This window comes from Cupriavidus sp. 2SB (assembly GCF_005503625.1).
Lineage (GTDB): Bacteria > Pseudomonadota > Gammaproteobacteria > Burkholderiales > Burkholderiaceae > Cupriavidus.
Genome location: NZ_SCMX01000077.1, coordinates 15,498 through 29,335 on the forward strand (window position 1 = coordinate 15,498; position 13,838 = coordinate 29,335).

A 13,838-nucleotide genomic window follows, 5' to 3' on the forward strand; every position below is an offset into this window, starting at 1 on the left:
AAATAGGAAGGCGTCCCAGTTCCGTGCACTGGAGAGGGGGTGGGAATCTAGGCCTGATGTTTTGGGGGCTCTATTTTTTACTGCACGTGTCACGTGGACACGTTCGATCCAGCCAACCGACCGGACACCTCTCGAGGGGTGCCTCGTTCCGACAGGTTCGGATCGGGGCTCTGGTCAGGCGTGCATGATCACTCCTCTGGTTCACCAATCATATGTTTAGGTATACCAGATTAGCAGATCTAATGTGCCGAAGATAACTACCGTGATAGGTGTTTTCCCGACGAGCGGGCGCGGTGCAAATGGAGGGCTACTTTTGCTGTATTGGTGCGCTAGGCACTGTTACAGGGCGCCTGGCGTGGCAATCGATGAGCGGTTGAAAGCGTCCAGGAGAGACTTTGCAAGTCTCGACTTTTCGTACAGATCGATGTCCGCTCTGCGACTAGATCCTGCCGACTAAGGGAGGAGCTACAAGCGACCGTGTTGGGTCGTTCTGAGACCGTCACCCACCGCGCAGATCGGTGAAGCCGAACGGATGGACGCACGGTCGTCGTTAGTGCAGAGATAAGCTTGATTATCCCTGTACTATCATTTCGGTACGAAACTCGCTTTCGTCGAAATACCCCGACACCCGCCCACGCCAGAAAGTTTCTCAAGGCGGCTGTGATCGCCAAGGATGCTGGCGATCGCGCCAGACGAGTGCAACCACGGGACATCGCCGTTCTACGCGACGAAAATCACGTTGTCCCCCTGCGTGACCCAACCCGGCCCGAGTCCGCTCGCAGCCGCGGGCGTACTGGGCTCAACCAAGGCGATGTGCGCTCCCGCGGGTCGCGGCAGGCCAAACGGTTCGCGGAGTGCTCGGTGCCAGTCCCTGGTCGACCTCCTGGATGCCGATGCCCACCTGCCCACGCGTCACCTTGCCGTGGGTCAGCAACTCGACTTCGACTTTCGTGGCTAGGTTGATACGATGCGCGGCTGGAAGTGCGATGAACTGAAGTCGCCAAACCATCGCTCCAGGACCCCGCGCCCGGCGAACGGCTTGTGAAAGAACTCTTCAGCTTCACGCCACGGTTCGCGCGAGAAGAAACTGGGAATTTCAGGCCAAATGGCGTGCCATTGCTCGCTGGTCGGTGGGTCTTCCGGGCTGTCCGCATCGGACTTGCGCCCCGCGCCACGAAGGAACTTGAAGGGACTCCACTTCTTCGGGTCAGTGTTCATCGTATCCCTCCTCTACGGTCTGGCAGGAGAGTCGGATAGGGGCCATTTCACTGAAGCCGCGACTCCGCAGCCATTACAATCAACGTGCCACATCCGAGCCGCCTCAGTCGGGCGGTGGTATACAGATAATCACACGAACACCCTGGGCGTCTACCTTGGATTCTGGGGATGGCCAGACGAATCGAAATCCGGAAGCTCATCGTCAAGAATTTCGAGCACCCGCTCCGTCTTTCCTCCCAGATCGAACTTAGAGTCGCGGGATCGGTCATTGTCGGTGCACAACCAACAGCAGGCCCGTTGCACGTCCTCAATGGATGGTTCTATTTCCAGAATTCGTGCCATCACTTCGCCATCAATTGGACCGACAATCTCGCGGATCTCGTTGGCGCTCGCGCATCGCGAGTCAGTCTTGGAAGTGCGCATGGTTCGCCTCCAATCAAGTGTCCGGTGCCTGGCCAAATCCCTCCGCGTCTAGGACACTCCCCAAGCCCGGACGCGTATGGCGTCGGCTGGCTTACCGTTTGGCATTCGCGTCCTTGAATTCGACATCTGTCACCTCCTCGCCTTTCTTCTCGTTGGCTGCGTCCCGGGCGCCGGTGGAGTCATTCGAATTGGTGCCTCCATCCGCATCCTGCACGTCCGCGTAGATCTTTTCCCCGAGTCTTTGCGATGCCGCGGCGAGCGCTCGCATCTTGGAGTCGATCTCGGCCTTGTCGGAGGTCTTTAGCGCCGTCTCTAGTTCACTAATCGCAGATTCAATCTTCGCCCTCTCACCCGGTTCCAGCTTCTCACCATATTCGGCCAGCGCCTTACGCGTGCTGTGCACCAAAGTATCGCCATGGTTGCGCGCATCGATCAACTCCCGCAGCCGCCGGTCCTCGGCGGCGTGTGCCTCTGCATCCTGCACCATTTTTTCGATTTCCCTTTCGGAAAGACCGGAATTCGCCTTGATTGTGACTCTATTCTCCTTGCCCGTGGCCTTGTCCTTGGCCGACACGTGTAGGATGCCATTGGCGTCGATGTCAAACGTCACCTCGATCTGCGGCGCGCCGCGCGGCGCCGGAGCAATGCCTTCGAGGTTGAATTCGCCCAGCAGCTTATTGCCGGAGGCCATCTCGCGCTCGCCTTGGAAGACCTTGATGGTCACCGATGCCTGGTTGTCTTCGGCCGTGGAGAAGACCTGAGAGAACTTGGTCGGGATAGTTGTGTTCTTGTTGATCATTTTGGTCATCACGCCGCCCAGCGTCTCGATGCCGAGCGACAGCGGAGTGACATCGAGCAGCAACACGTCCTTGCGGTCACCGGTGAGCACCGCGCCCTGGATCGCTGCGCCCACTGCCACCGCCTCATCGGGATTGACGTCCTTGCGCGGCTCGCGCCCAAAGAGCGCTTTGACCTTGTCTTGCACCTTCGGCATGCGTGTCGTCCCGCCCACCAGGATCACGTCGTCGATCTTGTCCAGCGCCACCCCGGAGTCCTTGATGGCGATGTGGCACGGCTCCATCGTGCGCTCAATCAGGTCTTCAACGAGGGCTTCGAGTCTGGCACGCGTGAGCTTCAGGCTGAGATGCTTCGGACCGCTGGCGTCGGCCGTGAGGTACGGCAGGCTGATTTCTGTCTGCTGGCTGGATGAGAGTTCGATCTTGGCCTTCTCCGCCGCCTCCTTCAGGCGTTGCAGCGCCAGGACGTCCTTCGACAGGTCAACACCCTGATCCTTCTTGAACTCGCGGATGATGTAGTCGATGATCCGCTGGTCGAAATCTTCGCCGCCGAGGAAAGTGTCGCCGTTCGTCGAGAGCACTTCGAACTGCTTCTCGCCTTGCACATTGGCGATCTCGATGATTGAAATGTCGAAGGTGCCACCGCCAAGGTCGAACACGGCGATCTTGCGGTCTGTGCTGTCCTTCTTGTCGAGCCCAAACGCGAGAGCGGCCGCGGTCGGCTCATTGATGATGCGCTTGACTTCGAGACCGGCTATGCGGCCGGCGTCCTTCGTCGCTTGCCGCTGGCTATCGTTGAAATAGGCGGGAACCGTGATGACGGCCTCGGTGACAGCTTCGCCGAGATAGTCTTCGGCGGTCTTCTTCATCTTGCGCAGCACTTCCGCTGAGACCTGGGGCGGGGCGAGCTTCTTATCTTGCACTTCGACCCACGCATCGCCGTTGCCAGCCTTGAAGATCGTGAAGGGAACCAGGCCGATGTCCTTCTGTACTTCCTTGTCCTCGTAGCGGCGGCCAATCAGCCGTTTGACGGCAAACAGCGTGTTCTTTGGATTCGTCACGGCCTGCCGCTTGGCGGGCGCGCCGACGAGGATTTCGCCGTCGTTCATATAGGCGACGATCGACGGCGTCGTGCGTGCGCCTTCGGAATTCTCGATGACTTTGACCTGGGTGCCTTCCATCAAGGACACGCACGAGTTTGTGGTGCCGAGATCGATTCCGATGATCTTACTCATGATGCTCAAGCGACTAGCGCCTCCCAACCCGGAAATTCCCTGTAAGTTTGACTGTTCACCACGGCCCGCACGCCTCGCGCTCCCCTTCAGTACTCCACCTTTGGTTATGCCACAGCGGATTTGGCCGTATCCATTGGCATCTCACTGAATGGGCAACACGATGCCAAGCTTTTCTGCCAGGCATCGTTCATACACGCCAAAATGTGTATCCACTTCAGCCTGGCTGATGACTTCCACCTCCATATTGAGGTGGTCGGCCGGAATGCCTAACATCGTGGCCAGCGCCAACTCAAGATGGGTAGCCGCTTCCCTGTCTTTCGGGAAGGTCGTGCCAACGGTGATCGTGTAAGCGTTTTCCCCTGGTCCAGTCGCGGACACTTCAACTAGGCGAGCGGCTGCACTCAAGTTGTTTTCGATGGCGATCCTCGCCAGTTCCGCCACTGTCCGTGTTTTCTCCGTAGGAAATCCGCGTGCACACCTGAGCCTCAGCCGATGTCTACCCAGCGTAAGCCAATCAGAATCAAATTCCATCGTTACCTCCTAAGCTCCATTCACCGATTTGCCGGAACGCCTAGCCGTTGACAAACCGACTATACGTCGCAGTCTGTTACGCAAGACATTCCCTTCAGGCTCCTCAATTTTCGAGTCGCTTACTTGATCTCAATTTTCCTGACGGCAGCAGGTGGCTGCGCGCCTGACTTGGATAGGCGCAGTGTTAGCAGCCCTCGTTCGAATCGGGCATCGACGTGGTCCAGATCGAGGCCATCCGGCAGCGGAATGCTGCGCATGAACGCGCCATACGCCCGCTCCAGGCGGTAGCAGCCATCTTCCTCGCTCCGAATGTCCTGCTTTTTCTCGCCGCGCAGCACCAGCGCGCCATCTTCGATGCTCGTCTGCACCTCCTCGCGCTCCATGCCGGGCAGCTCGGCGGTGATCCTCAGCGCGGTACCATCATCGACCACGTCGATCCGCGGCTGGAAGCGAGAGGAACTGAAGTCGCCGAACCAACGATCCAAACCGCCGAAGCTCGCGAGCGGCTCGTGCAGGAACTCACCCATCGCTCGCCAGGGATCGCCGGAAAAGAACCGCGACACATCCGGCCAGTCTGGCTGCCAGTGCCGGGGCGCCGGAGCGTTGGAGGTCTCTGCCCCCAGTGGCTTGTCGGTCGACGTCCTGCGCAAGAATTTGAAGGGGTTCCATTTCCCCAGTTCCGTTTTCATGTTGTCCTCCATTCGACGCCTCTGTGTTTCGGTGCCCCCGCCAAGAGAAGCCGGGGCGGACGCTTTCTCGGATCCGGCGCGGCGGGTTGTGGCACCGGAGCTGACAATGCTGTCCGCCGGCTCCACGCCGCTCGGCGGTGGCATCCGCGCGGACGCCACCGTCGCCAGCTCCGCAACGTAGCTAGGCCCTCAGCTGAGGCACATCACGCCACGGTGACTTCAATGCGGCGCGGGCGGGCCTCGTCGCGACGCGGAATCGTCAGCTTCAATACCCCGTCCTGCAGGTTCGCCTCGATCTTCGCCGCATCAAGGTCGGGACTCAGCGAGAACGCCCGCGCGAAGTGCGGCTGGCGAATCTCCGCGTGTTGTACACGCAGCCCAGGCGGCATCGGCACGACCGCCTCTGCCTCGATTTTGAGGTTGCCGTCGTGGACATTCACCTCGAGCTTGTCCTTGGTCACGCCTGGCAGATCGGCCCAGAGGGTGACGCCGCTGCGGTCCTCGATGATGTCGACTGCGGGGAGCAGTGTCATGGTCGGCGTCGACCGGTCTTCCTCGTGTTGTGCCAGCGCGTTCGGGTCGCGCTTGGCGACTTCGGTACTATCGTTCATGGCAGTCTCCTGGCATTACTGGATCGCGATTGCCCGCGGCTTTGACGACTCGCGCTTGCCCACACTAATGGACAAGCAGCCATTGGCGTAGCGCGCCTGCACCTTGTCGGGATCGGCACCCTGTGGCAACTCGACCACGCGCCGGAACGTGCCGGCAAACCGCTCTTGCGCGTATAGCCTTGCCTCCGGATCGTCCTCGGGATACGCCGCCTCGCGCTCGCCGCTGATGGTCAGCAAGCCCTTGTCGATCGACACCTCGAGCTTGTCTTGCTTGATGCCCGGTGCGAATGCGACGATTTCGATGGAGTCGTCCGTGGAGCCGATATTGACGGGTGGAAAGGCCCCGAAGCGTCCGGTACGAAGGCTGGACGGGAAGCCGCCGAACAAACTCGCCATCTGCCTTTGCATGCGGTCAAGTTCGCTGAAGAGGTCAGTTCCCAAGAAAAGGTCACTCATGGTCATTTCCTCCTTCGATGCAGCAAGGAGGCGAAGGGGCCTACGCGCTCCCATCCACCCGCCAAGCTGCTGGCAAACAAACAGAAACACGCAGCGCGCAACGACGCGACTGCCTGAGCGAAACTAAAATAGCAACTGGGCAGGACGATTTCAAGGGGGCTGCGGTGCGGCCGCAAAAGCGAGCCATACCGATAACCCCTGTTATCGATACAGCGCCGTTTCTTGGCCAAACTGCTATCCGTGAGATTGAGCCGGGCCCGGTCGGCGAGCCAACTTCTCATCACTTGCGGTGCGTCCCATGCGGAACTTCTTGATCACGGTCGACTTTCCCGACGCCGCCCCGCTGGCCGCCCTGCGCGCCTGGTACGCCGGAGCGTCGTCGCGGCAGGCTGTCGAGCGCTATTGCCCCGACGCGCTGGGGGCGGGCAGGTCGGCGCGTGGCGTGTTGGGAGCGATTCGCCGTCAGCTTGCCGAGTTCGCGCGGCAGCGCCGGCGCGAGGATTTGGCCACGCTGTTCCGTTGCGGCGAAACGGAGCGAGAGAAGCACAGCAAGGCAGTGACACGTGCGCTGGAGTCGTTGCGGTCGCTGCCCATCCCCGAGCCGCAGATCAGCGATCCGATCACCTGGTGGCTGCCTACTCGCGTGGCCGTCGCGCTGCACGCCTATGGGATCGGCACGCTGGCCGACCTGACCGTGCGCGTGCCGCGCCGACGGCGCTGGTGGGCCGCCATTGCCGGACTAGGCGCTGGCAGCGCGCGCCGGGTCGAAGCCTTCTTTGCCGCGCACCCCGGGCTCACCGAACGAGCGCGCGCCCTGATCGCGGCGGCGCCACCAGCCCAAATCGTGCCGTGGGAGCAGATCCGCTTGCCACATGAACTCGACGGAGCACGCGGAGGCTTCCGGGCACCGCGCCAGATGTGCACGCTCGATGCCGGCAACGACTACGAGGCCATCAGCGCCTGGCTGACCTTGCACGAATCGGCCGAAACAACGCGCGCATACCGCCGGGAAGCCGAGCGCCTCCTCTTGTGGGCGATCGTCGAGCGCGGCAAGGCGCTGTCGTCGCTAGCGACCGAGGACGCCATTGCCTATCGCGCATTCCTGCGCCGGCCCACGCCACACCAGCACTGGGTCGCGCCGGCACGGCCGCGCGCATCGTCGGAATGGCGCCCCTTCACCGGCGGCTTGTCCCCGCGCTCGATCGCCTATGCGCTGTCGGTACTGGGCGCGATGTTCCGCTGGCTGATCGCGCAGCGCTACGTGCTGGCGAACCCGTTCGCCGGGGTGAAGGTGCGTGGCGCCCCGCGTGCGGCTGGGCTGGATGCCTCCCGGGCATTCACCGCGGGCGAGTGGGAGCTGATCCGTGCGATTGCCGACGGACTCGAGTGGTCGTACGGCTGGTCCGTGCCGGCGGCGCAGCGGCTGCGTTTCCTGCTCGATTTCGGCTACGCGACGGGCTTGCGCGCCGGCGAGCTGGTGGGCGTGACGCTCGGTGGCATCGAGATTGGCGCACGTGGTGAACGTTGGCTGCACCTGGTCGGCAAAGGCGCCAAGCCCGGCAAGGTCGCGCTGCCGCCGCTGGCCCGTCACGCGCTCGATCAGTACCTGGCGCAGCGCGGCCTACCGGTGACGCCCGCACACTGGAAGCCGGACATGCCGCTGCTGGCCAATCTGCAGGGCACGGTAGCGATCACGACGCCGCGCCTACGCGACGTGCTGCGCCGCTTCTTCCGGTTGTCAGCCGACGCCATCGAGACCGATCATCCGGCGCTGGCCGACAAGCTAGGCCGAGCGACGCCCCATTGGATGCGGCATACCCATGCGACCCAAGCCCTGGCGCAGGGTGCAACGCTGACAACGGTTCGCGACAACCTGCGGCACGCGTCCATCACGACCACCTCGACCTACCTACACGACGACGAGATGCAGCGGAGCCAGCAGTTGGAGCAGGCCTTCGGGCGCCGGCGCTAGGATGCCGCCGAGCCACGACACCACTAACACTGTATGCCGGCCGCGATTCCCTTTGCGCAGCCAGACGCGCCAGGCCTCGACGCATCGCCGGGGACTGGCGCGGCTTGGCTATTGCGCGTGCACCGGCTAGGCGCTCTCGTCGCCGGGACGCAGGTGCCAGCGCTATGACAAGTGGCCTGGCTACCGCACTTCACAGCATCCTCATCAGGGCATCAGAAAGGCGTAGGTTGAGACGCTTATCGGCATTCCCGAAATGATCGGCACTGTCAGCCCCATTTTTGGAGCGAATAGAGCATCTAGAGCTGGCCAATGAATTGAAGGCGAGACTTGGCACTTCGCGATCCACGAAAGTAGGAAATCGTCCTACACAAGTTCGGGCTGGAACAACCTAAAAGAAAGACGTGACCAACGAAACAAGGAGTGTTCGGATGCCTGTTACGACAGTTCGGGTGATGCTTACGGAAAAAGCACATTGGGCAGTGGAGAGGGATGACGGACGTGAGCGCTTCACCTACCCATCAAAAGGCGCCGCCATAGCTGCAGGCGTTCATATTGCAATGGCCGAGGACGCTCTCCTGACGATAGACGGCGTCAACGAGGAGCCAAGTGCCCTCGATTTCAGAGACTGCGACGCTCAGTTGGGCATCTGACCGCGCTCGCGTTCGTGCAGCGCGCCAAGCCGGCGGTCAACTGACCGGCCAACGACTGCGGTACGGCAGTGCAGTAGCGCACGCAATTCACATGCCGCCCTCCCTGCCGATGCCGCAGCCACAAGTCACCGACGACATTGAAGTGTGACTAACGCCGCAGGCACTTGCGTGCGCGGCACATTCCGACACTGCCGCATTTGACCGTGTGCGGGCACCGAGCATGTGCCAGAGGCTTGGCGCCCATTGACTCGTCAGCGTGCGAGGTCGACAGGCGCAGCGCACTGCAAGTTGACGCCAGCCCGCCCCCGCGCAGAGCGCGAAGGATCTGATGCTGCAGGTGAGCGCAGTAGCGATACTCGTGCGCCCCCGTTCATTTCTGCACCGGCCGTCGGCAGTTGGTCGCGGCTCTCACCAGCCGTTCCCGTGTGTAGGGGCCGGCAATCTGCCCATCCACCAGAAGGCAATAACTCCAAGGCTGACAGGCCTCGTGCCTGGCATTCTTGTCGAGCAGGGTCGCGGTGCGGTGCACCACTTCTTGCCAATCGCGGCTGACGAAGATGTCGTGCTCGCTCTTGTTGGTGGGGCCATCGGGCCGGTAAATGACCAGAGTGTAGGTAAGGGTATTCATATTCCCGCCTCCACAGATCTTGGACGTCCCGCACCACGATGAGGTTCGCACCTGACGGCGCCTAAAGCTATCTCGGCCTTAGGCGCGACAACCTGTCCCATGCTCCCCATCTCGACCAAATCCATCTACCTGCACACCGATGACGCCAAACGGGCACGGTCAGGCCTTCCCCGCTTGATACTGCATCGCTATCCGAAATGCAGATCAAAGTATCGTCGCGTGATCGACTTGCGGGCCTCGGCCTTCATCGGGCGGACATGATCAGGCGACCATCCCTTCCCTCCATAGGTCGCCCGGCAATGAGCGCAGCGATAGGGGGACTCCAGAAGCCGGATATTGAGCAGATACGGTGCCTCGTGGCCGCAGCGCCGACACGAGTTCTCCAGCGGCTTGCGATGCGCTGGACAAGCAGCAATGCTCTCAATCTGGTGCAGGACGCTGTGATACCCGTCCAGCATGCAGCTATGACAGTGCCGGAAGACGCTGCAATAGCGCCGCCGCTGACTCGGCTGGACGAGTGCAAGACGCAACGTCTGGATCGGTATCGCCAGGGTATCGTGCAGCCGCCGCAGATCAATCAGCCCGAGTTGCGGCACGACGCCCTCATACGGATCGATGTCCGCACCCAACAGCCGGGCCACGACGTGTCCGGGCAGCGCGTTTGCCTTCTCGAACTTCCACAGGATTGAGACAAGCGACTCGTAGGGCTCGATCCACTTCTTGTTGAAGAGGTACCCCAGCGCCGGAGTCAATCGGCCCTCGTCCAGCGTGAGGATCGGGAAGCTCGGCGGCGTGAGGCGCGAGCCCCTAGGCAGCGACGAGCACATGACCGGTGGCATGACGCGATTGCACGTAACCGCAATGCTGCACCGCGTAGCTCCACAAAGCCGACTCGGGGCAGTATCCCAGCGTGTCGCGGATCTCGCTCTCCTTGAGGAGAATCTCGACTGCCCGTGCAAACGACTCCATCGGGATCGCCAGTCGGCCAGGCAAACATGCCTTGTTGTGTGCCGCCTCAAAGGCTTGCCACAGGGTGTCCGCATCGCTCACCAGTCGATACCCACTATAGAAGGCCTGCGGGACATAGAAGCGCGTGAAGCTCCAAGCGCTACCTTCAGGGTACGCAGTCTGGTCGTAACCTTGCAAACACGTAGCCACATCCTCGGCATTGCGGATGCCATAGAATGACAGTTCCTCGACCATCAGCCGCGCAACAATCTGCGTCTTCCCCGCTATCTGCAGCGCGGTTTTTTGCGCGAGCAGTTCCTGCTGGCCCACCAAGAAAGTGAACAGCTTGATCTGCTGCCGATCGAGCGCGTCGTGTACGTCGCGCAGCCATTCGTACTCGTTCTCGTTATAGCGCTGCGCTTCGTCACAAAATAGCAGGACGGTGCCACTCCCGGCACGTGCGGCCGCTTCCCGAATTCTCAAGGACAGGCGCATCCGTTTTGACGGATTGCCACCGGCATTCGGCTCCGGATCCCCCACGGCCGCAAGCAGGTTCGCAAAGAACGGCCCCTCGGCATGGCGTGGCTTGTGCTCGCACTGCGCGTGGTAGGTGGTCATCTTCGGATGGTTGCGCGCCAGCAACAGGCGTACATACTCGATCGCGCGGGTCTTACCGATACGCGATGGCCCATGGATCAGCGCGCCCATGATCCGGTAGCGCAGGCACCGCTCGACGAGTTCATAGAAGCTCTCGATCGCCGGCGTGGCAATCCTGTAGTTGCCGGTGGCGAGCGGGTGCAGCGACGGGTCAATCGGACGCGGAACCTGAAGCGACATGATGCACCTCCTGACAAGATCGACTGGGATTAGAAAACCTGGCCGGTACCGATCGAGAGCTTTCGCGGCCGTGCCGTCAGGCGCGGCGAAGGCTCAGCAATCGCCGCCCCTGACGCGACGTCCACCGAGGGCGTGGCAGGTTGCGCCACCGCTGGCTTGTCGGTCGGTCGAGGTGGACCAGGGGGTGTGCGGGTGGTCGGCGCCGCCGCGAGCAGGCGCATCACATGGGCAAGCTCCGTGGCCGCCTTGCGGGTCTTCTTCGCCTGTGCGGCCTTTTCCTTCACGTAGGTCTCAATCGGATTGGCTGCGCCGGCCGAGTGGTGGCGTCGCTTGCCCGCTTGCCGGCGGATTTCCTGCCGCAACTTGAGGTTGTGCGGTACCACCCGCCATGCTCCTTGTGCGTCAAGCACACCCAATTCCGTGCCGTCGGCAAGGAACGCGCGCACGCTACGCAGATCATCCGCGTTCATGTAGATCAGCAACTGGTGGCCGATCAGATGCGTGCTGGTCGCGAGCACACCGTTGGTATAACGCACGCCATGCAGGTTGATGTGCGGACGTACCCCCTGGTCGAGATAGGCCCGCACGCGGCACCGCCGAGCCGACTGCATCAAGCAGAGGGTTCTGCGGCGCTGATCTGCAAGCCATGTCACCAGCGTCCCCCGACCACGAACGAAGTACTCGATCGCTTCGAGCGGCGTGGCATTGTTCAGACCACTATGTGGCATACCGTTGTAGCCGGCAATGGCGTACTCGACGAGTTCCTCGAGCTCGCCAAGCGACACGTACAGGCACAGGTCTCCCTTGGGATCGGCCAGGGCCCGGCGCAGATCGCGTGGGTGGGAACCCGTATAGCCAGGTAGGCGCGAGGAGAGGCGACTGGCGATCGTGCCAAAGAAGCGCTCGATGTACGGACGCTCATCGGGGCTGTACCTGGGTCCGGCATCAACCAGGCAGCCGATAAACTCGCACAGGACTGACAGCGTCTCGTTGGCGAGGTTCGCCTTCGCGTTATCGAGCTTCATGGATTCCCAGGTGGCATAGGCGAGTTCCGGCAGCCTTTGCGACGGGAACCCATCCTGCGGACCATAAGTCAGGCCTGGAATGGTGAAGCTTCGTGGACGATGGGGCTCCAGCGCGTTCTCGAGGGTCTTGATCACATCGTAGCGGCTGTACTCCCTGGCGAGCGCAATGTGGTAGCCGAGGACTGCTCGCGTACACACGTCGATCATGACGAGTAGCCATACCCGCTCCATCTCAAATTCGTGCTCAAATCCAAGCGGATCGCGAACGACCACCTTGAGGCGGATGTCGAGCCGGTGACCATCAAATTCGACGACCTGATACGGGCGCGTCGCGATAGACGCTGCGGTGGTGCCGGTGCGTGGCAGTCCCTTGAGGTGCGACGCACCGGCCGCACGAGCCGCCGTCCCGAAACTGTGCAACAGCTCGGCCTTCAATCGCCGCGACAACGAACGAATCGCATGACCCGCTGTGTTGAACGGATAGTTGGCGGCCGTCAAGCCCACGGCCCGACACTGACGCAGAAAATCGTCATGCAGCGCCTGCAAGCCGCGCAGCCGGGTGCGCAAACGCCCATCCGTATGGATCTGTTCAAGCACGACCTTGCGCTGTTTGACCTGGAGCAGCAGCCAGCCGGCCAGTGCCGGGTAGCGTTCAAACAGCTGAGACAAGGCACCAGCCGCCCCGCAACTGCCGCGCTCGCCGCGTATCTGCACGTCACACACCCGCGCGTATTGAGTAATGCGCGTGTAGTGCATCAGTGCACGAAAACCAAATGGCCTGCCGTCCGGATGCGCCTGCATGGCCCGCTCAAGCCAGCGGTACAGTTGTCGCCGATTGACGCCCGTCGTTTGCTCGATGGCCTTGATTGGCGCCCCGGCCACGTACTGCTCCAACGCTTGCCGGCGCCTTTCGAATACGCGTCGAGCAGCTTCGTCGAACTCCGTGTAGGCTACCGTGGGCCAGGCACTTGCATCGACGGACTGCAGCGCCGGTTTGCGACGGTTCATGACTTCGCCTCCTGGGCCACGAACATCGTGAGCAATGACAGCGGTTGGGTCCGCAGTTCCTGTGCGGTGACTCGACCAACATGCAGCAAGCCGAACAGCGCCGCGCGAACCAGGACCGGATCACCCGTCGAGAATTCGCGCTCGATGGCCAACAGGCGTTGAGGTTCCTTAAGGAAGCGCACGATTGCCCCAGGCAGCGTTGGCGCGACAAGACCGCGGTTTGCGACCAGGTACGGCAGCATGCGTTGCCAGTTATCGATCCAAATACGCGCGGCAGCCAGCTCAGCCAGGGCGACGTACCGAATCGAAAGGGCTTTGTCGTCAAGATCGCTATCCGCAGCCGGTACCTCGTCCTCGGATCTTGCATCATCAAGAAGGACCAATTCCTCGCGATCGCCATAGCGAACCCAGAAATCGGCGAGACGGCGGCAACCATCGATCTGCGCATAGCCCGGCCGTTCGCAAAACGTAACGACTGCCGGATCTGCTTCCAGCAGCAGCCACTGTTCGACGGCGGGGCGCTGATAGAACATGACGCGCCGCGCAAGCTTCGGGCTGAATGCTTCGAACCGATGCGCACCTCGCGGCCGAGCAAAGGTGATCGGCCCCGCAATCGACCGGGAATCTTCCATAAGATCAAGGGCTTACGGATGGGATTCGAAGTGTAGGAGGTGAATTGACAGATTTAATACGGACTTATGCGAATTGACACTTTTAATGCGTTTCGAGTGGAAGCAAATGTGTCAACACAACGGCGCTAAGCCGCGTCAGCTAACGGCAAGGGTAGTGACAGATTTAATACGCTCTACG

General features: G+C 61.6%; 13 protein-coding genes and 1 pseudogene. 2 read left to right on the forward strand and 12 right to left on the reverse strand.

The window, feature by feature from the left end; translation table 11 throughout:
• Positions 1 to 966 precede the first annotated feature (966 nt).
• From FFS21_RS26125 to FFS21_RS26155, 7 genes and pseudogenes are all read right to left on the reverse strand, one after another.
• Positions 967 to 1,218, reverse strand: a pseudogene (locus FFS21_RS26125) (Hsp20/alpha crystallin family protein); the annotation flags it as partial.
• Positions 1,219 to 1,368: 150 nt separating this feature from the next.
• Positions 1,369 to 1,641, reverse strand: coding sequence for a hypothetical protein (locus FFS21_RS26130; protein WP_029306672.1), 273 nt, complete (start codon positions 1,639 to 1,641; stop codon positions 1,369 to 1,371).
• 91 nt (positions 1,642 to 1,732) lie between these two features.
• Complete coding sequence (gene dnaK, locus FFS21_RS26135; protein ID WP_029306671.1) at positions 1,733 to 3,673, reverse strand: molecular chaperone DnaK; 1,941 nt, start codon at positions 3,671 to 3,673, stop codon at positions 1,733 to 1,735.
• 141 nt (positions 3,674 to 3,814) lie between these two features.
• On the reverse strand, positions 3,815 to 4,204 hold the full coding sequence (locus FFS21_RS26140; protein WP_029306670.1) for a hypothetical protein: 390 nt from the start codon (positions 4,202 to 4,204) through the stop codon (positions 3,815 to 3,817).
• A 119-nt stretch (positions 4,205 to 4,323) separates the two neighbouring features.
• Positions 4,324 to 4,893 (reverse strand): Hsp20/alpha crystallin family protein, encoded by a 570-nt coding sequence (locus FFS21_RS26145; RefSeq protein ID WP_029306669.1) that lies wholly within the window; start codon positions 4,891 to 4,893, stop codon positions 4,324 to 4,326.
• A gap of 203 nt (positions 4,894 to 5,096) precedes the next feature.
• A complete protein-coding gene (locus tag FFS21_RS26150; RefSeq protein WP_029306668.1) occupies positions 5,097 to 5,504 on the reverse strand; it encodes an Hsp20/alpha crystallin family protein in 408 nt (135 codons plus the stop codon).
• Positions 5,505 to 5,519: 15 nt separating this feature from the next.
• The gene (locus FFS21_RS26155; protein WP_029306667.1) at positions 5,520 to 5,960 is read right to left on the reverse strand and encodes an Hsp20/alpha crystallin family protein; all 441 of its coding nucleotides are present in this window, start codon (positions 5,958 to 5,960) and stop codon (positions 5,520 to 5,522) included.
• A 298-nt stretch (positions 5,961 to 6,258) separates the two neighbouring features.
• On the opposite strand from FFS21_RS26155, the gene FFS21_RS26160 reads away from it, so the two are divergent.
• The gene (locus FFS21_RS26160; protein ID WP_137927606.1) at positions 6,259 to 7,932 is read left to right on the forward strand and encodes a site-specific integrase; all 1,674 of its coding nucleotides are present in this window, start codon (positions 6,259 to 6,261) and stop codon (positions 7,930 to 7,932) included.
• Between the two features lie 428 nt (positions 7,933 to 8,360).
• Entirely contained in the window at positions 8,361 to 8,582 is a 222-nt protein-coding gene (locus FFS21_RS26165) for a DUF2188 domain-containing protein (RefSeq protein ID WP_137927607.1), read from the forward strand.
• Positions 8,583 to 8,952: 370 nt separating this feature from the next.
• On the opposite strand, the gene FFS21_RS26170 is transcribed toward FFS21_RS26165, so the two are convergent.
• The 5 genes from FFS21_RS26170 to FFS21_RS26190 all read right to left on the reverse strand — a co-directional run bounded on the left by FFS21_RS26170 (position 8,953) and on the right by FFS21_RS26190 (position 13,660).
• Complete coding sequence (locus FFS21_RS26170; RefSeq protein ID WP_137927608.1) at positions 8,953 to 9,210, reverse strand: hypothetical protein; 258 nt, start codon at positions 9,208 to 9,210, stop codon at positions 8,953 to 8,955.
• A gap of 188 nt (positions 9,211 to 9,398) precedes the next feature.
• Complete coding sequence (locus tag FFS21_RS26175; protein ID WP_171020495.1) at positions 9,399 to 10,049, reverse strand: hypothetical protein; 651 nt, start codon at positions 10,047 to 10,049, stop codon at positions 9,399 to 9,401.
• Positions 10,018 to 10,995, reverse strand: a complete 978-nt coding sequence (locus FFS21_RS26180) for an AAA family ATPase (RefSeq protein ID WP_137927609.1) — start codon at positions 10,993 to 10,995, stop codon at positions 10,018 to 10,020. The genes FFS21_RS26175 and FFS21_RS26180 overlap by 32 nt, the downstream gene beginning before the upstream one ends.
• Positions 10,996 to 11,024: 29 nt before the next feature.
• Positions 11,025 to 13,028 carry a TnsB C-terminal domain-containing protein gene (locus tag FFS21_RS26185; RefSeq protein ID WP_137927610.1) on the reverse strand — a complete coding sequence of 668 codons (2,004 nt, stop codon included), beginning with the start codon at positions 13,026 to 13,028 and terminating at the stop codon, positions 11,025 to 11,027.
• Positions 13,025 to 13,660: a hypothetical protein gene (locus FFS21_RS26190; protein WP_137927611.1), complete on the reverse strand. Its 636-nt coding sequence runs from the start codon at positions 13,658 to 13,660 to the stop codon at positions 13,025 to 13,027. Before FFS21_RS26190 ends, FFS21_RS26185 begins: the two co-directional genes overlap by 4 nt.
• Between the last annotated feature and the right edge of the window lie 178 nt (positions 13,661 to 13,838).

What these genes read in the sequence shown, in the direction of transcription:
- dnaK (WP_029306671.1), bottom strand. Translation starts at nt 3,673, where the DNA reads ATGAGTAAGATCATCGGAATCGATCTCGGCACCACAAACTCGTGCGTG.
- FFS21_RS26170 (WP_137927608.1), bottom strand. Translation starts at nt 9,210, where the DNA reads ATGAATACCCTTACCTACACTCTGGTCATTTACCGGCCCGATGGCCCC.
- FFS21_RS26155 (WP_029306667.1), bottom strand. Translation starts at nt 5,960, where the DNA reads ATGAGTGACCTTTTCTTGGGAACTGACCTCTTCAGCGAACTTGACCGC.
- FFS21_RS26180 (WP_137927609.1), bottom strand. Translation starts at nt 10,995, where the DNA reads ATGTCGCTTCAGGTTCCGCGTCCGATTGACCCGTCGCTGCACCCGCTC.
- FFS21_RS26175 (WP_171020495.1), bottom strand. Translation starts at nt 10,049, where the DNA reads ATGCCACCGGTCATGTGCTCGTCGCTGCCTAGGGGCTCGCGCCTCACG.
- FFS21_RS26130 (WP_029306672.1), bottom strand. Translation starts at nt 1,641, where the DNA reads ATGCGCACTTCCAAGACTGACTCGCGATGCGCGAGCGCCAACGAGATC.
- FFS21_RS26145 (WP_029306669.1), bottom strand. Translation starts at nt 4,893, where the DNA reads ATGAAAACGGAACTGGGGAAATGGAACCCCTTCAAATTCTTGCGCAGG.
- FFS21_RS26190 (WP_137927611.1), bottom strand. Translation starts at nt 13,660, where the DNA reads ATGGAAGATTCCCGGTCGATTGCGGGGCCGATCACCTTTGCTCGGCCG.
- FFS21_RS26150 (WP_029306668.1), bottom strand. Translation starts at nt 5,504, where the DNA reads ATGAACGATAGTACCGAAGTCGCCAAGCGCGACCCGAACGCGCTGGCA.
- FFS21_RS26185 (WP_137927610.1), bottom strand. Translation starts at nt 13,028, where the DNA reads ATGAACCGTCGCAAACCGGCGCTGCAGTCCGTCGATGCAAGTGCCTGG.
- FFS21_RS26160 (WP_137927606.1), top strand. Translation starts at nt 6,259, where the DNA reads ATGCGGAACTTCTTGATCACGGTCGACTTTCCCGACGCCGCCCCGCTG.
- FFS21_RS26140 (WP_029306670.1), bottom strand. Translation starts at nt 4,204, where the DNA reads ATGGAATTTGATTCTGATTGGCTTACGCTGGGTAGACATCGGCTGAGG.
- FFS21_RS26165 (WP_137927607.1), top strand. Translation starts at nt 8,361, where the DNA reads ATGCCTGTTACGACAGTTCGGGTGATGCTTACGGAAAAAGCACATTGG.